The organism is Leptobacterium meishanense (genome assembly GCF_037645805.1).
GTDB classification, from domain to species: Bacteria; Bacteroidota; Bacteroidia; order Flavobacteriales; family Flavobacteriaceae; genus Leptobacterium_A; species Leptobacterium_A meishanense.
Genome location: NZ_JBBEXE010000016.1, coordinates 1 through 3177, shown reverse-complemented (window position 1 = coordinate 3177; position 3177 = coordinate 1). Strand labels below are relative to the sequence as shown.

At 45.5% G+C, this 3177-nt stretch carries 1 protein-coding gene; it reads left to right on the top strand.

Going from position 1 to position 3177, the window contains the following annotated elements; genetic code table 11:
* Nucleotides 1–3051 (top strand): beta strand repeat-containing protein (locus tag WBG21_RS11190; RefSeq protein WP_413789404.1); only part of this gene is annotated, 3051 nt, incomplete at its 5' end.
* Between the last annotated feature and the right edge of the window lie 126 nt (nucleotides 3052–3177).

Genomic DNA, 3177 nt, shown 5'->3' with positions numbered 1-3177 from the left:
AGTTCTGTATTGGACATATCGCAGGTTACAGACAAGGGAGTATTACTGCCCAATGTGGCATTAACGGGTACGACAGACACGGGCCAGATCCCTGATTTGGATGCCAGTGGTTATCCGGATGGGTTGCTTATCTACAACACGGCCACTGCAGGTGTGCCTCCGAACGATGTAACGCCTGGTTACTATTATTGGGACGGGACTGCTTGGCTACGGTTTGTAAACCAGGACGATTTTACAAATTTAGAGACTTTGACAGTCTTTTCCTTGAATGCTGACGGGCAGAACTTGGACTACACTGATGAGAACGGGTTGACCACCCAGGTAGACCTAGCGCCTATTATAGACAACTTTGAGACCGTTACGGATATAAGTTTAAATGGAGCCACGGGCATACTGACCTACAATGATGAGGACGGGAACTCTACCAACATAGACTTGGCTGCATTGATAGCAGCTCAGGAGACTTTGACGGCCTTAACAGTGAATGTAGGGAATAACACCTTAGATTATACTGATGAAACACCAACGTTGAACCAATTAGACATAAGCCCTTTAGTGGAGAGTACGGCCTGGTCGCTTAGCGGAAACCCTGGCAGCGGTCATTTTTTAGGGACCACCGATGCGAACGAGCCCTTATTAATAAGAGTAGGGGGGGCAGCAGCTGCTAATGACCGTTTACGGATTACTGCTGCAGGCCAGATAGAAGTACTCAACACTGCCCAATCGGTATTTTTAGGGGAAGGAGCCGGTATAAACACCAATTTTGGAGCTAACAGGGACAATGTTTTTGTTGGTCATTTGGCAGGAACCACAATTACAACAGGGGCCAACAACGTAGGGATTGGTTTTGGAGCTTTGCAGAACAGTACCGCCAGTGACAATGTGGCCATTGGGAGTACTGCCCTTCAAACAAATACATTAGGGGTCAATAACGTAGCCATAGGAGCCCGTGCTTTAACGGGTATCACATCGGGCAACAATAACATAGCGATAGGGAAAAATGCACTAGAGAGCGTGGATGCTAGCTCTGTAACTTACGATAGCAACATAGCCATAGGTTCAGCAACCTTACAAAATAACTTAACAGGATTTCGTAACATCGCCATAGGCACCAACGCTTTGTTAAACAATGTAAATGGAAGAGACAATATCGCTATAGGGAATGGCGCATTAATCAAGTTAACACAGTCCATAAGTAACACCGTTGTTGGTGTTATTGCCGGTCAAGAGATAACCTCAGGGAGCAACAATGTTATCTACGGTTACAGTTCAGGGACCAATATCACGACAGGCGATGGGAACATTGTTTTGGGCTACGATGCAGACGTACCCAGTACAACGGCCGATAACCAGTTAAGCATCGGGAACCTGATTTATGGTACGGGCTTAGATGGAAGGGGTGGAGGTATTTCCGGAGGTAACATAGGGATAGGGCTCAACAACCCCAGCGCAAAGCTGCATGTAAATGGAAGCCTAAGACAAAGTACCAATTGGGCATATTTAGGCGGGTTTAATGCAGGCGGAGTTCTTCCAAATGGAGACACTCCCATTGCTGGTGTTGGCCAACCTGGTCATTTGGCCATAGGTTGGAACTATAGTACTGGGAGCAGGGAGATGTCCCTGTGGAACACCCATGTTCCACCAGCACCCAATGGCAATGAAAAAGCATTTGTATTTCATCAATTTGGAGTACCCACAACCCAATTAATGACCATTGAAGCCAATGGGAATGTAGGATTGGGCGTAACAGACCCCAGCAATACCCTAGATGTTTCAGGGACGGTACGATTGGCTGTTCCCGGTACGGGCACCCCCAACTATGTATTGGCCACTACAGACGGTAGCGGTGTGGCCACATGGGTAAACCCTAATACCATAGTAACGGGTGATAACCTAGGGAACCACACAGCGACCCAGAACATAGCGATGTCCAATTTCAATATATCAAATGCAGGGACAGTAAGCACGGGGACCCTTCAGGTTAGTGGGGGCAGTCCAAGTGCGGGGTTGGTATTAACGGCAACAGATGGCACTGGTGTCGCTTCATGGGTAGACCCTAGTACATTAGTAGCAGGAGATAACCTAGGGAACCACATAGCCACTCAGAATGTGCAGATGGCCAATTTCAGTGTATTGAATGCAACGAATGTAGAGGCCAATGTGCTCTTAGACCCGGACGATACTGTTATTACGATAAACGATAATGTATCAGTAAGGGCAACAAACCAAGGCGTTCCAAGTTTAGACGTAATCGATGTTAGTGGGAATGCAGAAGCTCCCAATATAAGGCTTACCAAAACAGACGTAATCGGGGGGCTTACTGTATATGGCGAACAGGGAATGTCAGGTGCTTCTGGTGATTTTTCGAACCTTGCTACCCCGGGGGATTTTGTGATCCGAAACTTTACTACATCCGGAACAGGAGGGTATACGGGGAATCTTATTATAACAACACAGTCAGGCTCTCGTAATCTTCAACCAGGAGGGGATATTGTTTTGCTTACCGGGGTTTCGGGTTCAAGGACTGGCGACACGGAACGGATGCGTATTCGAAGTGATGGTTGGGTAGGAATTGGAAATGTACCAGGAAATTTTGGATCTGAGCTCCTCCGGGTAGGTGGAAGTATTCGAACCGCAACCCAAACAGTCGCTGATTATGTGTTTGATAAGTATTATGAGGGGAAATCAGCGATAAAAGACGATTACGAGTTTAAGACGTTGGAGGAAGTAGAGGCCTTTATTAAAGAACAGGGCCATTTGCCGGGTATTGAGTCGTATGAAGAAGTAAAGGCCAATGATATGACCATTGACCTGAGCCAAACAACGATGAGCCAATTAGAGAAGATAGAAGAATTGTTTTTATATGCCATAGAGCTGAATAAAAGACAAAAATCTTTAAAAGCTGAGAACAGGGCCTTAAAGCCTGAATTAGCCAATATGGACAAAACAACAGAAGCCAATGCGTCACGGATAGACAAGCTGGAGGCATTTATTAAAAGTATGCAACCGCTAAAAGTACCTGGCGAAACAGTAAAAACCGGGAAAGAGTAGGTTTTAACAAAGAGAGCTACAATTTTTTGATATTAAATATAGAATAAAAAAATAATTCAACCTATGCGAAGGTTATTATATACAGTAGTATCATTATTGACGGCTATAGGGATATATGGTCAGGAT